We start from the raw sequence: 19564 nt of genomic DNA, 5'->3' as shown, positions 1-19564 counted from the left end.
CGACATTGCTGGATTTGTCGCGAAGGTAACCCCCACAAAGACAAAGAGAATTGATGGCGATCAAGCCGTCAGATCTTCATTTCGGCGTCAAAATGACGGAGTACTCCCAAAGAGTTATCATTTTCTATTTTTTATCTTGATGATAAATAAGGACTTTATTCATTGCGCAGCGAAATTATACGTTGCTTTATAGCGCGCGAGGTATTAAGGGGTAGATGCCCTGGTTGACCGAACAATTCACTGGATCTTCCGCAGCAGACGACAACAAAAACAGAAGAGTATGTTGTAACTAATTAAGAAGCAAAAAAAGCGCGGCTCGTCACCGCGCAAGGATAATCAACAGTTACTTCGTTTATTGTTTTTTACGTCCATATATCGCCCAGGTGATCACCACACAGGCTACATAGAACACGAGGAACACTTTCATTGCGCCTGCCGGAGAACCGGTTAACGCCAGTGACGTGCCAAATGCTTTAGGAATAAAGAACCCGCCAATCGCGCCGATTGCCGAGATAAAACCCAGCGCTGCCGCGGTTTCCGTTGCGGCTTCGCGCATGGCTTCGCTCTCGGTGCCACCGGCTTTTTGTACACGTTCCATGGTCATTTTACGGAAGGTGATCGAAATCATCTGGAAAGTCGAACCGCTCCCCAAACCCGCCGTCATGAACAGCACGAGGAAAACGCAGAAGAATGCCGTGAAATTGCCTCCCGTCCCACCCGAAGGCAATGTCAGGAACAACAACGCACTGAATATCGCCATCACCACGAAGTTCACCAGCGTGACGCGAGTCCCTCCCAGACGATCGGAAATTGCCCCGCCTGCGGAACGCGCCAGCGCCCCCACTAACGGTCCAAAGAACGCAAAATGCAGAACCTGCACTTCCGGGAACTGGGTTTTCGACAACATGGCAAACCCGGCAGAAAAGCCGATAAACGAGCCGAACGTTGCCAGATACAGGAAGCTCATGATCCACAAATGTGAACGCTTCAGCACCGGCAATTGCGCGCGTAAGGAAGCTTTAGACGTCGCCAGCTCATTCATCCCAAACCAGGCCGCCAGCGTACAGACCACCAGCAGAGGAACCCATACCCAGGCCGCATTTTCCAGATACAGCACCGAGCCATCAGGTTGGGTGGTGCCGGTTGCGCCAAACGCCGCGAAAATGGAGAACGAAACGGCCAGCGGTGCAATTAACTGCATCACGCTGACACCGAGGTTCCCTAAACCGCCGTTGATACCCAGCGCACCACCCTGTTTCTGTTTCGGAAAGAAAAAACTGATGTTCGCCATACTGGAGGCAAAGTTCGCGCCAGCCAGACCGCAGAGCAGGGAGATAATGATGAAGGTGCTGTACGGCGTGGTGGGATCCTGTACCGCAATGCCAAGCCACACGCACGGGATAATCATGATGCCGGTACTGAACGCCGTCCAGCGACGACCACCGAAGACAGGCACCATAAAAGAGTAAGGAACGCGTAACAGCGCGCCGGAGACTGACGGCAACGCAGTCAATAAAAATAACTGGTCGGTAGTAAACTGAAATCCTACTTTGGGGAGATTAACGGCCACTGCGCTAAAAAGCATCCAGACACAAAATGCCAGAAGCAGGCAGGGAACGGAAATCCACAGGTTGCGGCTGGCAATACGCTGCCCTTGTTGCTGCCAGAATGCCGGTTCTTCAGGACGCCACTCAGTAATGACTCGTGTGGACGTACTCTTTTCCGGGATGGATGAGTGCTGCATAAACACCTCTATTGATCGGTTTGATACCTGCAACATTAGTTTTTATAGCGTGAGTTAAGTTGATATAAATCAAAGGAAAAGCAGCCCTTTCCACGGGCAAAAAAACAGCATGCTCATTTATGAGTAGCGTAAAGGGGTAAAAAAGATGTGGTTTTTCACGGTGCTGCCCTTCACTACTCTGTTCGTTCCACCCAATGCTACCCAACCGGCAATAAAGGAGTAATACCTTGGGGGTATGGGTATACCCCAGGCGATAGCTGACAATAGCGTCATCCGCACCGGTAGCGGCTCAGGAGCTTTCATTGCTTATGCTAAAACGCCTTTTCTCACCGCTTACGCTGGTTAATCAACTGGCGCTGATCATGCTGTTGTCCACCGCCATCGGCGTGGCAGGGATGGCTATTTCCGGCTGGCTGGTGCAAGGGGTTCAGGGCAGCGCGCACGCGATTAACAAAGCCGGTTCGCTGCGCATGCAAAGCTACCGCCTGCTTTCCGCCATTCCCCTGCATGAAGATGAGCAATACCTGCTAGACGAGATGGAGCAAACGGCGTTTAGCCCGGAACTGGCGAAAGCCGCCGCGCGTGACGGTCAACAGCAGCAACTCGCTGAATTACAACGTTACTGGCACAGTGACGTGATCCCGGCGATTAAAGGCGCGCAGCAACCCAGTGAAGTCGCCAGTACGATCGCCATTTTCGTGGGTCGCATCGATCAGTTGGTCACCGCATTCGATCACAGCACTGAGCAGCGCATTGAACGGGTCGTGATCCTGCACCGGCTGATGGCGTTGCTGATGGGATTATTGCTGCTGTTCGCAGTGGTCTGGCTGCGGGCTCGTCTACTCCGTCCGTGGCAGCAACTTTTGCAAATGGCACGCGCCGTGAGCCACCGTGACTTTACTCAGCGTGCAAGCATCAGCGGGCGCAACGAGATGGCGACACTGGGCGAAGCGCTGAATAATATGTCCGCCGAGCTGGCGGAGAGCTACGCCGTACTGGAGCAGCGCGTACAAGAAAAAACCGCCGGTCTTGAGCAGAAAAATCAGATCCTCTCTTTTTTATGGCAAGCCAACCACAGACTGCATTCACGCATCCCGCTCTGTGAACGTCTCTCTCCCGTCCTCAATGGCTTACAGAATTTAACGCTGCTGCACGATCTTGAACTGCGCGTGTACGATATGGAAGACGAGGAAAATCACCAGGAATTTACCTGCCAGTCCAATGCCAGTTGCGATGACAAAGGCTGCCATTTGTGCCCGCGGGGCACCCTTCCAACACTTTCCAGTGTGGGCACCACGCTGAAATGGCGGCTGGCGGACGCCCATATGCAATACGGCCTGCTGTTAGCCACTCTGCCGCCGGGTCGCCATTTAAGTCACGATCAGCAGCAACTGGTGGATACGTTGGTTGAACAACTGACCGCCACACTGGCGCTGGACAGACATCAGGACCGCCAGCAGCAACTGATGGTAATGGAAGAGCGCGCCACGATTGCTCGCGAACTGCATGACTCGATCGCCCAGTCGCTCTCCTGTATGAAGATGCAGGTCAGTTGCCTGCAAATGCAGGGGGATGATTTGCCGGAGAGCAGTCGGCATCTGTTAGGGCAAATCCGTAATGAACTCAATACGTCATGGGCGCAATTACGTGAACTGTTGACCACCTTCCGTTTACAATTAACCGAACCCGGGCTGCGCCCGGCGCTGGAGTCAAGCTGTCAGGAGTTCAGCGAGCGGCTCGGTTTCCAGGTGCGGCTTGATTATCAGTTGCCGCCCAGACTGGTGCCATCGCATCAGGCGATTCACCTGTTGCAGATCGCCCGCGAGGCGCTCAGCAACGCATTAAAACACGCTGGCGCGACGTCGGTCAGTGTTGCAGTGCAACAGCAGGAAAACCGGGTAATATTACGCATCAGCGACAACGGTTGCGGCATTCCGGTTAATGCTGAACGGACCAACCATTATGGATTGATCATTATGCGTGACCGCGCACAAAGTCTGCGCGGCGACTGCCAGGTACGTCCGGTCGAATCCGGTGGCACTGAAGTGGTCGTAACCTTTATTCCAGAGAAATTTCTCTCATCCATGCAAGGAGATAACCATGAGTAATCAGGAACCGGCAACTATCCTCCTGATCGACGATCATCCAATGCTGCGAACCGGTGTTAAACAGTTAATTAGCATGGCGCCGGATATCACCGTAGCTGGCGAAGCGAGCAACGGGGAGCAAGGCATTGAGCTGGCGGAATCGCTGGATCCGGACCTGATTTTACTGGATCTCAATATGCCGGGCATGAACGGGCTGGAAACGCTGGATAAACTACGGGAAAAAACGCTCTCCGGGCGTATCGTGGTGTTCAGCGTCTCCAACCATGAAGAAGATGTGGTCACGGCACTGAAACGCGGTGCCGATGGTTACTTACTGAAAGATATGGAACCGGAAGATCTGCTCAAAGCCCTGCAGCAGGCCGCCGCCGGAGAGATGGTATTAAGCGAAGCGCTCACGCCGGTGCTGGCAGCCAGCCTGCGCGCCAACCGGGCGACGACTGACCGCGATATTACCCAACTGACGCCGCGTGAACGCGACATCCTCAAACTGATTGCGCAAGGGCTGCCGAATAAGATGATCGCCCGTCGTCTGGATATCACCGAAAGTACGGTCAAAGTTCACGTCAAACATATGCTAAAGAAAATGAAACTGAAGTCCCGTGTGGAAGCCGCCGTGTGGGTGCACCAGGAACGTATTTTCTGATCACTGCGGGTCGGGTAGCGCCCAGCCCGCACTGGCCTCTGGCTGAGGCGCAATGACCGGCTCAGTCAGTTTCAGTTCGATGGTATTGGACACGACGCGCTGCCCTTTACCATCCTCCACCAGCGCTGAGAGCGTCCAGCGATTGGTTGCCCCTTCCGCACTGTCCCAGCGCGGCATAATCAGCGTCCAGCCCTCTGCGCTGTGCCCATCAGCAGGCGGCGTCAGACTCAGAATCTGAGTATCGCCCTGCCAGGTTATCGAACGGATGCCGTGCACGCTGTTAATCTGCAATTTCACTTCTACGGTCTCGCCCGGCTGTAAGTCCCATGGCGGCGTGGCCAGAAACACCGACAATGTCTTCCGCTGGCGATACTCAAACACCGGAGTCGTGCTACGCGTCGGGCTGTCATAGCGGCTGCCGCGTAACGAGCGACTTTCTGCCACTTCACTGGCGGAAAGTTGCTTCCAGAGCGGGACGCCAAAGCGATAATTGACTTTCAATCCGAGGTCATTCTGACTTGCACCGCTCTCCCCTTGCTTGTGCTCCGCGGTCAGCGTCACCAGCGGCACCGGGGTATAATTCAGCCCCAGTTTTACCGCCACCGGATTGTGATAACCGGTTCCGGTATCGAACAGATCGACACTGTCGCCAAAATATTGCTCAAGGCTAACGCTGGTGTTCAGTTGCTGGTAAAACGGTAGCCTCGCCTGCGCCGTAACGTCATAGCCGCGCGCCATGCGCTGTTGCAGCGTCGCGGTTTGGTCATCCCAGTTGCTCAGTGGCTGATAGTAATTAGCAGAAAAACGCAGATACTCGCCCCAGGCTTCAGCACCCAGTCCTGCGCGGCCCTGGTTATCATCAAGAAGGGTGTCGTAAAACGTGTTATAGCCCAGTAACCACTCTCCGGATATCCAGCGTTGCCCGATACCCGCATTGCCCACCAGCCCGGCATCCTGTTGCGTTAACCCCAGCATGCTCCAGGTGAGATAACGGTTATTATCCTGCAGTGGCAGGAACCAGTCCCCGTGGCTGCCGGTAAAATTGCCTTCATTATCAACGTTCAGATCAACCGTGGCGCTCCCCCACGGTGATAGCCAGGATTCCATCTTCTGGCTCACTTCATCGTTGACCACATCCCGTATCTGCCCAAAGGCAAACTGGCGCGCCTGTTCGCCAGTCGTCAGGCCGTTATCGGTCATACTGGCTTCGCCAAAGGCTTTCGCCATTTCAGCGAAATGTTTTTCCTGCGCGCGGGTTTCGGGCGCCATCCCCAGGTCCGGCAAGCCATCGCCATTATTATCAAAGGGATTTTCCGCCTGCTGTACAAAACGATTTTGCTGGGCACTGGCAGAAACGCCTGCCAGCAACAATGCGAGGAGTAAAAAGAGTTGGGAATGTATGGCGTTACGCATCACGACACTGATTATGATCCATCCCGTTGCAGGTTAAACACCTTTTAAGGTTAACGTTTTTGGCCCACCTTTGCAGCCGTAGAGGGCATTCCAGGAAGATCCTTATCGTTCCCATCCTGACACAACGACAGTGTGATCGGTCATGCACACTCTTTGTCCCGACGCCCTTCCCCCTGCGACGGTGTCGCAGTAGCATAAACGTCTTCAGCGCGGCGTCGACGCTGCGCACTTTTATCGAGGGAGTGAAGATGCAAAAAATCGTCATTGTGGCTAACGGTGCCGCCTACGGTAGCGAATCTCTGTTTAACAGCCTGCGTCTGGCCATTGCCCTGCGTGAACAGAACGCGGAGCTTAATCTGAAATTGTTCTTGATGTCCGACGCGGTGACCGCCGGGCTGCGCGGGCAAAAACCGGCAGAAGGCTATAACATCCAGCAGATGCTGGAGATTTTAACGGCGCAGCATGTGCCGGTGAAACTGTGTAAAACCTGTACCGACGGACGCGGTATCACCACACTGCCGCTGATTGACGGTGTGGAGATCGGCACGCTGGTCGAACTGGCGCAATGGACGCTGGCAGCGGATAAAGTATTAACGTTCTAATATTGCGGTGAGTTTAATATTTTTTTCTTATGGATGACCTTACGTCATCAAGTTTACCTGCTGTATTGCCGATAGCCCCTAAAGACAACACAGCAGGTACTATAAAAATGTTCAGATCAATTAAAGCCCGTATTATTGCGGCGACAGCGGGATGCCTCGTTATCGCTTTGCTTCTTAACACCATCATCAACTATCAGGTAACCAGCCAGCACAACCAGCAAACTCAGCAAAATATCCTCTCCAGCACCAGCGCCAGTCACAGCATTGCGATTGCCGACTGGATTGCCACCAAAACGAATATGATCGCCTCACTGCAAAGCGTTGCCCTGAGCGACGATCCCGTGCCGGTCTTCAAGCAGATTGCACACGCCGGGGGTTTCATTAACGTTTATGTTGGCTATGCCACGAAAACCGCGAAATTCTCCGACCCTGGCGGCGTTCCCCCTGATTACGATCCGACGATTCGACCATGGTATCAGCAGGTCGTCAAAGCGGATGCGCCTGTGGTCACCGCTCCCTATGTGGATGCCAGCACCGGTGCTCTGGTGGTCACTTTCGCCGTCCCGGTCAAAGAGAACGGCACGCTCAAAGGCGTGGTGGCAGGCGACGTCTCGATGGACAGCGTCGTGGCCAACGTTAAAGGCATCAGCCCGACACCGAACAGCAGCGGTATGCTGCTTGCCAGCGACGGTACCATCATTGCCGCCGGAAATGACAAGCTGACGATGAAGCCCTTCACCGATGCCATTAGTGGCGTCAGCTTCGCCGATTTGCGCAGCGGCAAACCGGTATCCGGGGTCTATGCCGGTGAGCAGAAAGAACTGCTGGCAAGTCAGGTCAAAGGGACAGACTGGGTTCTGGCTGTCGCGCTGGATAGCGGCGATTCCACCGCCGGCTTACGTGCACAGTTAAAAGCCTCTGCAATTTCGCTGATCGTGTTGCTGTTAATCACCGGCGCGATTATGCACTGGATTGTCTCGACGCTGCTGAAACGCCTCCTGACCGTCCGTGATGCCATGCATGCTATCAGCAGCGGAACCAACGATCTCTCCCAGCGACTGCCGACCGATGGCAACGACGAAGTATCGCAAATCGCTCAGGCGTTTAACGCTTTCAGCGACAAGCTTTCGGTCGTGATGGGTAAACTGCGCGACTCCAGTAACTCCGTGCAGCAGGCAGCGCAGGAGATTGCCGCCGGTAACCAGGATCTTTCTGGCCGTACGGAACAGGCCGCCTCCAGCCTGCGTGAAACCGCCAGCGCTGTGGAGCAGATCACCGCATCCGTCGCGCAATCAACCGATGCGGCGGCGCAGGCAAATAACCAGGCTCATGTCGCATCCGAAGCCGCATCCCGCGGGGGACAGGTGGTGAATCAGGCTATCAACACGATGCAGTCTATTGAAGTGGCCTCCGCGAAAATCGGCGATATCACCAGCGTCATCGACGGAATTGCCTTCCAGACCAATATCCTGGCACTGAACGCCTCTGTTGAAGCGGCGCGCGCCGGTGAGCAAGGGCGCGGGTTCGCCGTGGTTGCCGGTGAAGTACGCAATCTGGCAAGCCGTAGCGCACAGGCGGCGAAAGAGATCAAAACGCTGATTGATTCCACCACCGACAGCGTGGCGACGGGGTCGCGCTTCGTGCGGCTGGCGGGTGAAAGTATGACCGACATTGTCGCCAGCATTGATAGCGTGTCGGTGATCATGCGGGAAATTACGGTGGCGACCAGCGAGCAAATGAAAGGCATTCAGGAGATAAATCATGCTGTTATCGATCTGGATCGCATGGTGCAGCAAAACGCCGAGCTGGTGATCGAGTCTGCGGCCGCTGCCGGCGCACTGCGATCGCAAGCGGGTGAGCTAGCTGAAACAGCGGGTCATTTCCGCATTTAATCTTTTGTCGGCGCGTTTTAACCACAATTTTTCGCGCCGACCTCTTTCCCCACCGAACAATGTCATTTTTGTTTAATCGTTACGTCATTAGTTGATCGAAATCAGCATTTAACCCCCTTCCCTTTGGTGTTATGCAATGAGTGAATTGTGAACAAAATCACGCACGGGATTGTTCCAGCAAGGAGCGCGTTGTTTAACAACTACGGGGTTGAAAATGGCGTTGGTAAAGGCAAGTTTGAAGTTATTTGGCGGAGATACGGTCGTTGTTCGTTGTTCTGAGAGTTGCCATATCCATCTGATGAGCGAGAAGACACAATCTTCTCAGACACAGACGGATATCTTAAGCGTACAGAACCGTGCAAGCGCCTATCTGGCGGTTCCTTACAGCGGCATCTGGAGTGTGCTGATCGATAGCCACAGCCAGTCGCTTGAGCACTCAATCAGCTACGTTGCGGCGTAATCACCGCAACCGTTAGCAGGCAAAACCAGGTTGCAGATCCGGGCCTGGTTTTTCTTCTTCCAGCAGCCCCCGCACTTTCCCTACCAGCTCATTCAGGCAATCGTCATGCATACCAAGCTTGATCAGTTCTTGCTCAAGCGAAAAGAGGTATTGTGCGTTGGTGCCCAGCGGCCCGCTGGCGGCGGCAATCAGCGGCGCGATAATCTGCGCGCGGGTATCAGACTCATACAGTGGATGGCGGGGATCCATGATAAACACCAGCGCATTAACGTGACGACCATCGTCGAGTGTGAGTTTGCACCAGCTCGGCATGTAGCAACCGGTGATCATCTCACGCTTCCACAGCAGGCCCAGCTCCTCTTCAAGCGTCTGTGCTGGCAAGCGATACGCCACGCCGGTGGTGCGCCCGCCCTCTTTCAGTGCAAGCATACGCCCCGGTTGGCAAGCCGTCCCGCGTCCGGCGGTCAGGCGCAAACAGAATGCGCGATGCCAACCCACCAGCGTTCCGGTGCAGGATTCGTCAAACTCCAGCGCCGGGTTCCACATCAGCGAACCATAACCAAAAATCCATACCGGGCCGTCATCCGGACGGCAGGCAAGCGTGGCAGCCAGGGATGCCGCCCGTTGTTCCGCCGACCACAATAGCGATGCCTCGATATCGCCAAACGCCGTTTTACAATCGGCCTTGAGCAAGAAATCACGCGTTAACATCTTTTACCTCCGCCACTGCATGCTTCCTTGCGACTGCTTTACTGCTGCCTTCCCGACATATGCTGCGTTTCAACGCAGCTTACTACGACCTTATGCAATTCACCGGCCGCTTGCAATAGCGACAATCTATCGAATAACGCGCTAAAGGTGCTTATTTCTTTTTATGCCACTTCTCGTCATCACCTTTCTCATAGTCATGTTTGACTGCGGCCCAGGCGACGCGATGCGCCGTCTCTTCGCGGCTCGCATCATCGCGCCTGTCGTCTTTATCTTTGTATTGCTCCCAGGCGCTATTGAAGGCCTCTTTATAAATATCTTGTGCATGAGCGGGTAACACATGCTGCACGCTGTCTGGCAGATCAGATTTCGATTTATACGGCATCATCTGGCTCCTTCTGGGGTAAATCTTTAAGTCTGATCGACATTCTCTCTTTGCGCCAGCAACAGCAAATTAGTTAAAAATAAAAATAAGCATCACTATGTAAATTCAACACTATTTAAACAAAACACCACTTTTTGCCGCATTCAAATAGAAAGAAACAGGTTCCCGTAAAATCAGGTAAATATCCCCACCATGGCGTCACGCTTTGCTATGTTAAGGCGTTCAAATTTTTTAACTATAATTGTCAAATACCTGCATGCTGGATGGAGAATCACAATGACAACAACGCACGAGGCGGTTAAAACCCGCCACAAGGAGACTACCCTTATTTTCCCGATGCTGGCGCTGGGCGTACTGCTGTTATGGGGAAGTACACAGTCGCTGCCAGCGGTGATCGGCATTAATATTCTGGCGCTGGTGGGGATTTTATCCAGCGCCTTTAGCGTGGTGCGTCACGCAGATGTTCTCGCGCACCGCCTCGGCGAACCTTACGGGTCGCTGATTCTGAGCCTTTCCGTCGTTATTCTTGAAGTGAGTCTGATTTCTGCGCTGATGGCCACCGGCGATGCGGCCCCGACGCTGATGCGCGATACGCTCTATTCCATCATTATGATCGTGACCGGTGGGCTGGTGGGGTTTTCGCTGCTGCTCGGCGGGCGCAAATTCGCCACTCAGTATATGAACCTGTTTGGCATTAAACAGTACCTGATTGCCCTGTTCCCGCTGGCGATTATTGTGCTGGTTTTCCCGATGGCGCTGCCGTCCGCTAATTTCACCATTGGTCAGTCGTTACTGGTGGCGCTGATTTCGGCGGCTATGTACGGTGTCTTTCTGCTGATCCAGACAAAAACCCATCAGAGCCTGTTTGTTTACGAACATGAAGATGAGAGCGATGATAATGACCCGCACCATGGCAAACCGTCTGCGCACGGTAATCTGTGGCATACGGCGTGGCTGATTATTCATCTGGTTGCCGTTATCGCTGTGACCAAGATGAACGCCAAACCGCTGGAGTCGCTGCTGAGCGAACTGAATGCGCCTGTCGCCTTTACCGGTTTCCTGGTGGCGTTACTGATCCTTTCACCAGAAGGACTGGGGGCGCTGAAAGCTGTCCTGAATAACCAGGTTCAGCGCGCGATGAACCTCTTTTTCGGCTCGGTGCTGGCCACCATTTCGTTGACGGTGCCGGTTGTCACGCTGATTGCATGGTTCACTGGCAACGATCTGATCTTTGCGCTGGGCGCGCCGGAGATGATTGTGATGGTCGCATCGCTGGTGCTGTGCCACATTTCCTTCTCGACCGGGCGCACTAATGTGCTGAACGGCGCGGCGCATTTGGCGTTATTTGCGGCCTATCTGATGACGATTTTTGCCTGACGGCAGATTGCATCCATAAAAAAACCCCGCGTTGCGGGGTTTTTTCATTCTTACTCGGTGTCGAGCTCGTCGAAGCTCTTCACCAGATCGTCAATGGCTTTGATCTGTTTCAGGAACGGCTCCAGCTTCGCCAGCGGCAGCGCGGATGGGCCATCGCATTTTGCATTGTCCGGATCCGGATGCGCTTCAATAAACAGACCTGCCAGACCGGTAGCCATACCCGCACGCGCCAGCTCAGCAACCTGCGCGCGACGACCGCCAGACGCAGCGCCAAACGGATCGCGGCACTGCAGCGCGTGGGTGACATCGAAAATCACCGGCGCGTTGTTGGAGACTTTCTTCATCACGCTGAAGCCCAGCATGTCCACGACCAGATTGTCATAGCCGAAGTTGGAACCACGGTCGCAAAGAATAACGTTGTCGTTACCGCCTTCGTGGAATTTATCCACGATATTGCCCATCTGGCCCGGGCTAACGAACTGCGGTTTCTTGACGTTGATCACCGCACCGGTTTTCGCCATCGCTTCCACCAGGTCCGTCTGACGCGCCAGGAACGCTGGCAGTTGGATGACATCAACCACATCAGCAACCGGCTGCGCCTGTGACGCTTCGTGCACATCAGTGATCACTTTTACGCCGAACGTCTGTTTCAGCTCCTGAAAAATCTTCATCCCCTCTTCCAGACCCGGTCCACGGTAGGACTTGATAGAAGAGCGGTTGGCTTTATCAAAAGAGGCTTTGAACACGTACGGGATACCCAGTTTTTGGGTCACGGTGACGTAGTGTTCGCAAATGCGCATTGCCAAATCGCGGGACTCCAGCACGTTCATACCACCAAACAGTACAAACGGCAGGTCGTTCGCGACCTTAATGTCGCCAATGCTAACCACTTTTTGTTTCATAGAATCGCCTTATCGAGTGTGAATCGGAACACATGCTTAATGCAAAGTAATCTGTTTGTGCGAAATGGTGTTGATTTGCGCGCGGATCATCTCACTGATGGGATCCTCCGGGCACTGCTCAACAAAATAACTTAAATCATGCAGCGCCACGTGGTCGCAATCCAGTTGCGCATAAATCAGCCCACGGTCGCGGATCTCATAGGGATCTTCCGGATTGAACTGCAACAACGCTTCACTGGCGCGCAACGCCAGCTCCATCTGCTGTTCTTCCATCAGCGCCGATTTCAGCGTATCCAGCAACTTGCGGATCACTTCCGCGTTATCAGCTTCATCCAGATCTTCATTGAACAACTCGGCAACCGGGCTGATATTACCTTTCAACCACACTTCCAGCGTATGCTCATCCAACGTATCGCCGTTAAATGGGTTAATCAGCCACATTTCGCCATCCAGCCATTCGGCGCGGAGGATCAGTTGCGTCGGGAAAATCACCGGCGTCAGCGGAATATCCAGACGCCCGGCCACCCACAGTAAAATTGCGCCCAGCGATACGGCGCTGCCCTGGCGATTTTCCAGCACTTTATCCAGCCATAGCGCGTCGGACAAACGGTAGACGCCGCGCGTATCTTTAAAGCCCCATTCGCCGTAAAACAGCTCAACGAGTTTTTCCAGTTGCCAGTCCTGAGGCTTCGCCATGCTGATTTCTTCGCGTGCCAGACTGAGCAGCCGCTCCAGTTCGTCATGCACATATTGTGAAGGAAAATCATCGCGAATCAGCTCTGAAACAAGGATCATCCCATCGCATAACGGCGCTTTATTAAATTCGAAATCGGCTAACGACCTCATGTCTTACCCCAGTATCGGTACTTTTGTGGCGGCGAGTTTGATGATGATGTACAGCACCACCAGCCCCAGCATAAAGGCGATAAACCCTGTCTGCTGGCTGCGCGGGCGATGTCGCCCAAGCGCAATAAAACCCAAAACGATATAGATGATAACGCCAAACAGCTTTTCAGTCAGCCATGCGCCTTTAACAGTAAAAGGTAAATAGCCCGTCACCCACATCAATCCCGCGCCGCTTAACAACAAGACGGTATCAATGGTATGCGGCAACACACGCACCCAACGCGACTGCGCGCGCGGATTAGCCGACCAGCGCCACCAGTAGCGTAAAACAAACAGGCTAATGGTCAAGACCACCGACGTCAAATGTAGCGTTATCAGGATCTTAAAGGCACTCATTGCCTGTTCACTCCACGCAGGGCCACTGCCCGAGGGTCAGACGCTCGTTATCGCCATAATCGCGGCAGGTGGCAACCTGCAGCCAGCCATGCCGGGTGAACAGGTTGCGCACCAACTCTCCCTGCTGCCAGCCATGTTCAAGCAGCAACCAGCCACCCGGTAGCAAATAGCCTGGCGCGTCCTTAATGATGATCTCTAAATCCGCCAGACCGTGGTCAGCGGCGACCAGCGCACTCAACGGCTCAAAACGCACATCTCCCTGCGCCAGATGCGGATCCTGCTCATCAATATAAGGGGGGTTACTGACAATCAGCAAAAACGTCTGCCCGGCCAGCGCACTGAACCAGTGGCTCTGGCGAATGTCGACATTGCCAATGCCAAGATGCTCGGCATTACGCTGCGCCAGCGCTACCGCCTCTGCAACCACATCGACGGCCGTCACCTGGCAGTCAGGACGCTCGCTGGCCAGCGCCAGCGCGATAGCGCCGGTACCGGTGCCTAAATCGAGGATACGGCACGGCGTCTCAGGCAGGCGGTTTAACGCCTGTTCAACGAGGCATTCGGTGTCCGGGCGAGGAATCAATGTGGCGGGCGAGACAAACAGCGGCAACGACCAGAACTCACGGACGCCAACCAGATGTGCCACCGGCTCACCATGTTCACGCCGTGCCAGCAGTGCGTCGAGCTGTTGTTGTTGCCCGGCGGTGAGCCGGGTTTCGCCAAAAGCCAGAATAAAAGTGCGAGACTTCCCCGTCACAAAACCGAGCAGGATCTCCGCATCGCGCCGCGGGCTGTCGCTCGACTGTAACTGGCTTATTGCCTCACGCAACCACTGTTGATAGTCCATTATTCCTGCTCGGAGAGCGCAGCCAACTGGTCAGCCTGGTACTCCTGCACGATCGGTTCGATCAGCATATCCAGCTTGCCTTCCATGACTTCATCCAGTCGATAAAGCGTCACGTTGATGCGGTGATCGGTCACGCGCCCCTGCGGGAAGTTATAGGTACGGTTACGGTCACTGCGATCGCCGCTGCCCAGTAAGTTGCGACGGGTTGAGGCTTCCGCCTGGTGGCGTTTGGCCATTTCCGCTGCGTGGATACGCGCACCCAGCACGGACAATGCCTTGGCCTTGTTTTTGTGCTGCGAACGCTCATCCTGACACTCCACCACAATGCCCGTCGGCAAGTGAGTAATACGAATAGCGGAGTCGGTGGTGTTAACGTGCTGCCCGCCCGCACCGGAAGAGCGGAAGGTGTCGATGCGCAAATCAGCCGGGTTAATATCCGGCAGCTCTGCTTCTGGCAGCTCCGGCATCACCGCCACGGTACAGGCAGAAGTATGAATACGCCCCTGTGATTCGGTGGCAGGAACGCGCTGTACGCGATGACCACCGGACTCAAACTTCAGTCGGCCATAGACACCATCGCCGCTGATTTTGGCAATCACTTCTTTGTATCCACCGTGCTCGCCATCGTTGGCGCTCATGATCTCTACACGCCAGCGACGGGCTTCCGCATAACGGCTGTACATACGGAACAGGTCGCCTGCAAACAGCGCCGCTTCGTCACCGCCGGTCCCGGCGCGCACTTCAACAAACGCATTGCGTTCATCGTCCGGATCTTTTGGCAGCAGTAAAAGTTGCAACTGCTGTTCAAGCTGCTCGCTTTTTTCTTTCGCGTCGCGTAATTCGTCCTGCGCCATGTCGCGCATTTCCGGATCGTCGAGCATCATCTGCGCGGTTTCGATATCTTCCTGAACCTGTTGCCAGTCAGTAAAACAGCGTGACACATCGCTTAACTGCGCGAATTCCCGCGACAGCGCGCGGAACTTGTCCTGGTCGGCGATGGTTTGCGCGTCACCGAGCAGCGCCTGAACTTCTTCATGGCGCTCATGCAGGGCTTCCAGTTTGGCAACGATAGAAGGCTTCATAGGCGTAAGTGCACCTTATAATAAGAGATTGTTGTGCTAATCCAGCCCGAGGCTGTTGCGCAGAATATGCAGGCGTTCATCGTCCCCGTCACGGGCAGCCTGCTGAAGAGATTTGGTTGGTGCGTGGATCAGGCGGTTGGTCAGTTTCCATGCCAGATCCTGCATAATAGCCTGCGGATCGCCGCCCTGCTCCAGCGCAGCGATCGCTTTTGCCGTCAGCTCATCACGAACAACTTCGGACTGGCTGCGGTATTCACGGATAGTCTCGCTGGCGCTTTGCGCACGCAGCCAGGCCATAAATTCACTGGTTTCCTGGGCGACAATGGTTTCTGCCTGCACCGCAGCGGCTTTGCGCTGCGCCAGATTGTGCTGAATGATGCTTTGCAGGTCGTCCACGCTGTAGAGATAGGCGTTAGCGACTTTACCGACTTCCGGTTCAACATCGCGCGGAACGGCGATATCCACCAGCAGCACAGGTTGATTACGCCGGGCCTTCATGGCGCGCTCCATCATCCCTTTGCCGATGATCGGCAACGGGCTGGCGGTAGAGCTGATCACAATGTCGGCGTCTTTCAGGCGCTCATCGATATCACTAAGCGAGATCACTTCCGCGCCCACTTCATCCGCCAGCGACAGCGCGCGTTCACGGGTACGGTTGGCAATGATCATTTTCTGCACTTTATGTTCACGCAGATGCCGCGCCACAAGCTCAATGGTTTCCCCGGCGCCGACCAGCAGCACCGTCACCGAGGCCAGTGATTCGAAAATTTGCCGCGCCAGCGTACAGGCGGCAAACGCAACGGACACAGCGCTGGCGCCGATATCAGTTTCAGTGCGCACTCGTTTCGCAACAGAGAAGGATTTCTGGAACATGCGCTCCAGATCGCTGGCGTTATCATGCCCGCGCTGAGAATCGGCAAAGGCTTTTTTAACCTGACCGAGAATTTGTGGTTCGCCGAGCACCAGCGAGTCCAGGCCGCTGGCCACGCGCATTAAATGGCTGACCGCGTCGTTATCCTGGTGCCAGTACAGGCTTTGGCGGACTTCGTCTTCCCGCAAATGGTGATAATCGCACAGCCAACGCACCAGCGCTTCGTGCAGGTTATCCCGCTCTTCAACGCTCAAATAAAGTTCAGTGCGGTTACAGGTCGACAGCACCACCCCCCCCTGCACCATCGGCTGCGAGAGCAGGCTTTCCAGAGCCTGGTCAAGCGTTTCCGGCGAAAATGCAATGCGTTCTCGCAACGAAACGGGGGCCGTTTTGTGGTTGATGCCTAGTGCTAAAAGGGTCATGGGCGCGGGAATAGTACCAACGTTGATAAGGTTAGACTCTGCGCATCATACAGGATGCGCGTGGTCAATAAAAGAGAGACTACCCTTTCGGAGTAATTGGTAATTTAATGATTTAAGACAACTTGAACGTAGACGCTGTTTCATCGCGACGCTAGCATTAGGGGTAATAACTGCAACGTATCTCAAGGATTTGTCATCATTATGACTTTGCCTGCTTCCCGCCTCATTCGACTGCTGCCGCTGGCCAGCCTCGTTCTCACTGCCTGTACGATCACAACGCCAAAAGGCCCTGGCAAAAGTCCTGACGCGCCGCAATGGCGTCAGCACCAGCAGCAAGTTCGCGCGTTGAGCCAGTATCAGACACGCGGCGCCTTTGCCTATCTTTCCGACCAACAAAAAGTGTACGCCCGCTTCTTCTGGCAGCAGACTGGCCAGGATCGTTACCGTCTTCTGCTGACAAACCCACTCGGCAGTACCGAACTGGAGCTGAATGCGCAACCGGGTTCCGTTGAATTGGTGGATAACAAAGGCAAGCATTATACCGCTGACGATGCGGAAGAGATGATTGGCAAACTGACCGGGATGCCGATTCCACTCAACAGCCTGCGCCAGTGGATCCTGGGTCTGCCGGGCGAGGCGACCGACTACACCCTTGACGATCAGTATCGCCTGAATGAAGTCAATTACAGTCAGGGCGGCAAAACCTGGAAAGTGGTTTACGGCGGTTATGACAGCAAAACCCAGCCCTCCCTGCCTGCGAACATGGAGTTGAGCGACGGTAGCCAGCGCATCAAGCTGAAAATGGATAACTGGATCGTTAAATGATGACCACCTGGCCGGCTCCGGCGAAGCTCAATCTCTTTTTATACATTACCGGTCAACGCCCTGACGGTTATCACACCTTACAGACGCTGTTCCAGTTTCTGGATTATGGCGACACCTTAACCATTGAACCCCGCAACGATGGCGAGATCCGTTTGCTGACGCCGATTGATGGCGTACCCGATGCGGATAATCTCATCGTTCGCGCAGCCCGTTTGCTGATGAAACGCGCCGCAGAAACCGGGCGGTTAGCGGCAGGTAGCGGTGCGGATATTGCCATCGAAAAACGCTTGCCAATGGGCGGCGGGCTCGGCGGAGGCTCCTCAGACGCCGCCACCGTGTTGGTGGCGTTAAACCACCTGTGGCGCTGCAACCTGAGTGTAGACGAACTGGCAGCGCTGGGGCTGACGCTTGGCGCGGATGTGCCGGTATTCGTGCGCGGGCATGCCGCCTTCGCAGAAGGCGTGGGTGAAGTTCTTACCCCCGTTAACCCGCCGGAAAAATGGTATCTGGTGGCGCATCCCGGCGTAAGTATCCCTACGCCGGTCATCTTCAAGGATCCAGAGTTGCCGAGAAATACACCGAAAAGGTCAATTGAGACGTTACTAAAATGTGAATTCGGCAACGATTGCGAGGTTATCGCAAGAAAACGTTTTCGCGAGGTTGATGCGGCGCTTTCCTGGCTGTTAGAATACGCGCCGTCGCGCCTGACTGGCACAGGAGCCTGTGTCTTTTCCGAATTTGACACCGAATCCGCCGCTCGTCAGGTGCTTGAGCAAGCCCCGGAATGGCTAAACGGTTTTGTCGCGCGAGGCGTCAACCTCTCGCCGCTAGCACAAACCATCGCCGGGCAAGCTGAGCTCCGGTGACAACGTCACTCATGTTCCAGACGTTGCATCGCGCTCTTTAATACACCGCATGGATAGATTTCTGCCCTGACCGCACATTTTGGCCGATTCTATCCACCACTGGACGCATGCCTGAGGTTCTTCTCGTGCCTGATATGAAGCTTTTTGCTGGTAACGCAACCCCGGAACTAGCACAACGTATTGCCAACCGCCTGTACACTTCTCTCGGCGACGCCGCCGTAGGTCGCTTTAGCGATGGCGAAGTCAGCGTACAAATCAATGAAAATGTACGCGGTGGTGATATTTTCATCATCCAGTCCACTTGTGCCCCTACCAATGACAACCTGATGGAACTGGTTGTGATGGTCGATGCCCTGCGCCGTGCTTCCGCAGGTCGTATCACCGCGGTCATTCCCTACTTTGGTTATGCCCGTCAGGACCGCCGCGTGCGTTCTGCGCGTGTACCGATTACCGCAAAAGTGGTTGCCGATTTCCTCTCAAGCGTTGGCGTTGACCGCGTACTGACCGTTGACCTGCATGCTGAACAGATCCAGGGCTTCTTTGATGTGCCGGTTGATAACGTATTTGGTAGCCCTATCCTGCTCGAAGATATGCTGCAACTGAACCTGGACAACCCGATTGTGGTTTCTCCGGATATCGGCGGCGTAGTTCGTGCTCGTGCCATTGCCAAACTGTTGAACGACACCGACATGGCGATCATCGACAAACGCCGTCCGCGCGCTAACGTTTCCCAGGTGATGCACATCATCGGCGACGTGGCTGGCCGCGACTGCGTACTGGTTGACGACATGATCGACACCGGCGGCACCCTGTGCAAAGCGGCGGAAGCGCTGAAAGAACGCGGTGCAAAACGCGTATTCGCTTATGCCACTCACCCGATTTTCTCCGGTAATGCGGTAAACAACCTGCGCAACTCCGTGATCGACGAAGTGGTCGTCTGCGACACCATTCCGCTGAGCGAGGAGATTAAAGCGCTGCCGAACGTACGTACGCTGACGCTGTCTGGCATGCTGGCTGAAGCTATCCGTCGTATCAGCAACGAAGAATCGATTTCTGCCATGTTCGAGCATTAATCGTTGCTTTCGAAAAAACCCGCTACGGCGGGTTTTTTTATCTCAGAACATAACTTGTATGATTTATTAACCCGTTACAGACGCATTCACGGATGACATACC

The 19564-nt window shown here is 54.6% G+C and carries 19 protein-coding genes; 9 read left to right on the top strand and 10 right to left on the bottom strand.

What is annotated here, in order from left to right:
- Nucleotides 1-352 precede the first annotated feature (352 nt).
- Complete coding sequence (locus tag ACQ3G7_RS11675; protein WP_430889922.1) at nt 353-1744, bottom strand: NarK family nitrate/nitrite MFS transporter; 1392 nt, start codon at nt 1742-1744, stop codon at nt 353-355.
- 308 nt (nt 1745-2052) lie between these two features.
- Here ACQ3G7_RS11675 and narX point away from each other — a divergent pair, with 308 nt between their 5' ends.
- Together narX and narL are read left to right on the top strand one after the other, a co-directional pair.
- Complete coding sequence (gene narX, locus ACQ3G7_RS11670; protein WP_430889921.1) at nt 2053-3852, top strand: nitrate/nitrite two-component system sensor histidine kinase NarX; 1800 nt, start codon at nt 2053-2055, stop codon at nt 3850-3852.
- Complete coding sequence (gene narL, locus ACQ3G7_RS11665) at nt 3845-4495, top strand: two-component system response regulator NarL (protein ID WP_061496301.1); 651 nt, start codon at nt 3845-3847, stop codon at nt 4493-4495. Before narX ends, narL begins: the two co-directional genes overlap by 8 nt.
- Here narL and ACQ3G7_RS11660 read toward each other — a convergent pair whose 3' ends face one another.
- Complete coding sequence (locus ACQ3G7_RS11660; protein ID WP_430889920.1) at nt 4496-5908, bottom strand: YchO/YchP family invasin; 1413 nt, start codon at nt 5906-5908, stop codon at nt 4496-4498.
- Between the two features lie 248 nt (nt 5909-6156).
- On the opposite strand from ACQ3G7_RS11660, the gene ACQ3G7_RS11655 reads away from it, so the two are divergent.
- From ACQ3G7_RS11655 to ACQ3G7_RS11645, 3 genes are all read left to right on the top strand, one after another.
- Nucleotides 6157-6510, top strand: coding sequence for a DsrE/DsrF/TusD sulfur relay family protein (locus tag ACQ3G7_RS11655; protein WP_430889919.1), 354 nt, complete (start codon nt 6157-6159; stop codon nt 6508-6510).
- Nucleotides 6511-6617: 107 nt separating this feature from the next.
- Nucleotides 6618-8402: a methyl-accepting chemotaxis protein gene (locus ACQ3G7_RS11650; RefSeq protein WP_430889918.1), complete on the top strand. Its 1785-nt coding sequence runs from the start codon at nt 6618-6620 to the stop codon at nt 8400-8402.
- Nucleotides 8403-8616: 214 nt separating this feature from the next.
- Nucleotides 8617-8862, top strand: coding sequence for a DUF1883 domain-containing protein (locus tag ACQ3G7_RS11645; protein WP_263100639.1), 246 nt, complete (start codon nt 8617-8619; stop codon nt 8860-8862).
- A gap of 12 nt (nt 8863-8874) precedes the next feature.
- On the opposite strand, the gene ACQ3G7_RS11640 is transcribed toward ACQ3G7_RS11645, so the two are convergent.
- Both ACQ3G7_RS11640 and chaB read right to left on the bottom strand, forming a co-directional pair.
- Nucleotides 8875-9573: a gamma-glutamylcyclotransferase gene (locus ACQ3G7_RS11640; RefSeq protein ID WP_430889917.1), complete on the bottom strand. Its 699-nt coding sequence runs from the start codon at nt 9571-9573 to the stop codon at nt 8875-8877.
- Between the two features lie 151 nt (nt 9574-9724).
- Complete coding sequence (gene chaB / locus ACQ3G7_RS11635; RefSeq protein WP_263100637.1) at nt 9725-9955, bottom strand: putative cation transport regulator ChaB; 231 nt, start codon at nt 9953-9955, stop codon at nt 9725-9727.
- Nucleotides 9956-10231: 276 nt separating this feature from the next.
- Here chaB and chaA point away from each other — a divergent pair, with 276 nt between their 5' ends.
- Nucleotides 10232-11332, top strand: a complete 1101-nt coding sequence (gene chaA, locus ACQ3G7_RS11630; RefSeq protein WP_430889916.1) for a sodium-potassium/proton antiporter ChaA — start codon at nt 10232-10234, stop codon at nt 11330-11332.
- A gap of 50 nt (nt 11333-11382) precedes the next feature.
- Here chaA and kdsA read toward each other — a convergent pair whose 3' ends face one another.
- The 6 genes from kdsA to hemA are packed head-to-tail and all read right to left on the bottom strand — an operon-like array spanning nt 11383 to nt 16698.
- Nucleotides 11383-12234 carry a 3-deoxy-8-phosphooctulonate synthase gene (kdsA, locus tag ACQ3G7_RS11625; RefSeq protein ID WP_430889915.1) on the bottom strand — a complete coding sequence of 284 codons (852 nt, stop codon included), beginning with the start codon at nt 12232-12234 and terminating at the stop codon, nt 11383-11385.
- Nucleotides 12235-12270: 36 nt separating this feature from the next.
- Nucleotides 12271-13080 (bottom strand): invasion regulator SirB1, encoded by an 810-nt coding sequence (gene sirB1, locus ACQ3G7_RS11620; protein WP_263100634.1) that lies wholly within the window; start codon nt 13078-13080, stop codon nt 12271-12273.
- 3 nt (nt 13081-13083) lie between these two features.
- Nucleotides 13084-13476: an invasion regulator SirB2 gene (sirB2, locus tag ACQ3G7_RS11615; protein WP_430889914.1), complete on the bottom strand. Its 393-nt coding sequence runs from the start codon at nt 13474-13476 to the stop codon at nt 13084-13086.
- 7 nt (nt 13477-13483) lie between these two features.
- Nucleotides 13484-14323, bottom strand: a complete 840-nt coding sequence (prmC, locus tag ACQ3G7_RS11610; RefSeq protein WP_430889913.1) for a peptide chain release factor N(5)-glutamine methyltransferase — start codon at nt 14321-14323, stop codon at nt 13484-13486.
- Entirely contained in the window at nt 14323-15405 is a 1083-nt protein-coding gene (prfA, locus tag ACQ3G7_RS11605) for a peptide chain release factor 1 (RefSeq protein ID WP_430889912.1), read from the bottom strand. The genes prmC and prfA overlap by 1 nt, the downstream gene beginning before the upstream one ends.
- A 36-nt stretch (nt 15406-15441) precedes the next feature.
- A complete protein-coding gene (gene hemA / locus ACQ3G7_RS11600; RefSeq protein WP_430889911.1) occupies nt 15442-16698 on the bottom strand; it encodes a glutamyl-tRNA reductase in 1257 nt (418 codons plus the stop codon).
- 201 nt (nt 16699-16899) lie between these two features.
- Here hemA and lolB point away from each other — a divergent pair, with 201 nt between their 5' ends.
- From lolB to prs, 3 genes are all read left to right on the top strand, one after another.
- Entirely contained in the window at nt 16900-17523 is a 624-nt protein-coding gene (lolB, locus tag ACQ3G7_RS11595) for a lipoprotein insertase outer membrane protein LolB (protein ID WP_430889910.1), read from the top strand.
- Nucleotides 17520-18389, top strand: coding sequence for a 4-(cytidine 5'-diphospho)-2-C-methyl-D-erythritol kinase (gene ispE, locus ACQ3G7_RS11590; RefSeq protein WP_430889909.1), 870 nt, complete (start codon nt 17520-17522; stop codon nt 18387-18389). The genes lolB and ispE overlap by 4 nt, the downstream gene beginning before the upstream one ends.
- A 125-nt stretch (nt 18390-18514) precedes the next feature.
- Entirely contained in the window at nt 18515-19462 is a 948-nt protein-coding gene (prs, locus tag ACQ3G7_RS11585) for a ribose-phosphate diphosphokinase (RefSeq protein WP_012017724.1), read from the top strand.
- Nucleotides 19463-19564 lie beyond the last annotated feature (102 nt).

The organism is Kosakonia sp. N21 (genome assembly GCF_050587465.1).
Taxonomy (GTDB): Bacteria; Pseudomonadota; Gammaproteobacteria; order Enterobacterales; family Enterobacteriaceae.
Note: the sequence above shows the minus strand (reverse complement) of the source record. Positions and strands in the feature narration are given on the sequence as shown.

Bases quoted from the DNA above. Each gene is read 5' to 3' on its own strand.
- ACQ3G7_RS11675 (WP_430889922.1), bottom strand. From the start codon at position 1,744: ATGCAGCACTCATCCATCCCGGAAAAGAGTACGTCCACACGAGTCATT.
- narX (WP_430889921.1), top strand. From the start codon at position 2,053: ATGCTAAAACGCCTTTTCTCACCGCTTACGCTGGTTAATCAACTGGCG.
- narL (WP_061496301.1), top strand. From the start codon at position 3,845: ATGAGTAATCAGGAACCGGCAACTATCCTCCTGATCGACGATCATCCA.
- ACQ3G7_RS11660 (WP_430889920.1), bottom strand. From the start codon at position 5,908: ATGCGTAACGCCATACATTCCCAACTCTTTTTACTCCTCGCATTGTTG.
- ACQ3G7_RS11655 (WP_430889919.1), top strand. From the start codon at position 6,157: ATGCAAAAAATCGTCATTGTGGCTAACGGTGCCGCCTACGGTAGCGAA.
- ACQ3G7_RS11650 (WP_430889918.1), top strand. From the start codon at position 6,618: ATGTTCAGATCAATTAAAGCCCGTATTATTGCGGCGACAGCGGGATGC.
- ACQ3G7_RS11645 (WP_263100639.1), top strand. From the start codon at position 8,617: ATGGCGTTGGTAAAGGCAAGTTTGAAGTTATTTGGCGGAGATACGGTC.
- ACQ3G7_RS11640 (WP_430889917.1), bottom strand. From the start codon at position 9,573: ATGTTAACGCGTGATTTCTTGCTCAAGGCCGATTGTAAAACGGCGTTT.
- chaB (WP_263100637.1), bottom strand. From the start codon at position 9,955: ATGCCGTATAAATCGAAATCTGATCTGCCAGACAGCGTGCAGCATGTG.
- chaA (WP_430889916.1), top strand. From the start codon at position 10,232: ATGACAACAACGCACGAGGCGGTTAAAACCCGCCACAAGGAGACTACC.
- kdsA (WP_430889915.1), bottom strand. From the start codon at position 12,234: ATGAAACAAAAAGTGGTTAGCATTGGCGACATTAAGGTCGCGAACGAC.
- sirB1 (WP_263100634.1), bottom strand. From the start codon at position 13,080: ATGAGGTCGTTAGCCGATTTCGAATTTAATAAAGCGCCGTTATGCGAT.
- sirB2 (WP_430889914.1), bottom strand. From the start codon at position 13,476: ATGAGTGCCTTTAAGATCCTGATAACGCTACATTTGACGTCGGTGGTC.
- prmC (WP_430889913.1), bottom strand. From the start codon at position 14,323: ATGGACTATCAACAGTGGTTGCGTGAGGCAATAAGCCAGTTACAGTCG.
- prfA (WP_430889912.1), bottom strand. From the start codon at position 15,405: ATGAAGCCTTCTATCGTTGCCAAACTGGAAGCCCTGCATGAGCGCCAT.
- hemA (WP_430889911.1), bottom strand. From the start codon at position 16,698: ATGACCCTTTTAGCACTAGGCATCAACCACAAAACGGCCCCCGTTTCG.
- lolB (WP_430889910.1), top strand. From the start codon at position 16,900: ATGACTTTGCCTGCTTCCCGCCTCATTCGACTGCTGCCGCTGGCCAGC.
- ispE (WP_430889909.1), top strand. From the start codon at position 17,520: ATGATGACCACCTGGCCGGCTCCGGCGAAGCTCAATCTCTTTTTATAC.